Genomic DNA, 1,060 nt, shown 5'->3' with positions numbered 1-1,060 from the left:
TTCACCCCTGCCGCTGGAACGACAAAGGCCCCCGCGAGGGGGGCCTTTGCGCTTTCTGCCGTCGGCAGATGTTTCGGGCGACAGGTCGCCTTACTCGACGATCTTCGACACCACGCCGGCGCCGACGGTGCGGCCGCCTTCGCGGATGGCGAAGCGCAGGCCCTGCTCCATCGCGATCGGCGCGATCAGCTCGACGCCGAACGACACGTTGTCGCCGGGCATGACCATCTCGGTGCCCTCGGCCAGCTGAACCGTGCCCGTCACGTCCGTCGTGCGGAAGTAGAACTGCGGACGGTAGTTCGCGAAGAACGGCGTGTGACGGCCACCCTCGTCCTTGGTCAGGATGTAGGCCTCGGCCTCGAACTTCGTGTGCGGCTTCACGGACGCGGGCTTGCACAGCACCTGGCCACGCTCCACGCCGTCACGGTCCACACCGCGCAGCAGCGCGCCGATGTTGTCGCCGGCCTCACCACGGTCCAGCAGCTTGCGGAACATCTCGACGCCCGTGCAGGTCGTCTTCTTGGTGTCGCGGATGCCGACGATCTCGATCTCGTCGCCGACGTTGATCACGCCACGCTCGACGCGACCGGTCACGACCGTACCGCGGCCAGAGATCGAGAACACGTCCTCGACCGGCATCAGGAAGGGCTGGTCGACCGCACGCTCGGGCGTGGGGATGTACTCGTCGACGGCGGCCATCAGCTTCTTGATCGACTCTTCACCGATCTCGGGGTTGTTGCCTTCCATCGCGGCCAGGGCCGAGCCGGGGATGACGGGGATGTCGTCGCCCGGGTACTCGTAGGAGGACAGCAGCTCGCGGATCTCCATCTCGACGAGCTCCAGCAGCTCCTCGTCGTCGACCTGGTCGACCTTGTTCATGTAGACGACCATCGTCGGGATGCCGACCTGACGGCCCAGCAGGATGTGCTCGCGCGTCTGGGGCATCGGGCCGTCGGCGGCGTTCACGACCAGGATCGCGCCATCCATCTGGGCGGCACCGGTGATCATGTTCTTGACGTAGTCGGCGTGGCCGGGGCAGTCGACGTGGGCGTAGTGACGG

The 1,060-nt window shown here is 66.6% G+C and carries 1 protein-coding gene; it reads right to left on the bottom strand.

Features of this window, described 5'->3' with window-relative positions; genetic code table 11:
* Positions 1–90 precede the first annotated feature (90 nt).
* Positions 91–1,060: elongation factor Tu (tuf, locus tag V6N07_RS18395; protein ID WP_371158508.1), on the bottom strand; the 970-nt coding region annotated here is incomplete at its 5' end.

It is taken from the genome of Jannaschia sp. 2305UL9-9, assembly GCF_041403465.1.
Lineage (GTDB): Bacteria > Pseudomonadota > Alphaproteobacteria > Rhodobacterales > Rhodobacteraceae > Jannaschia.
Note: the sequence above shows the minus strand (reverse complement) of the source record. Positions and strands in the feature narration are given on the sequence as shown.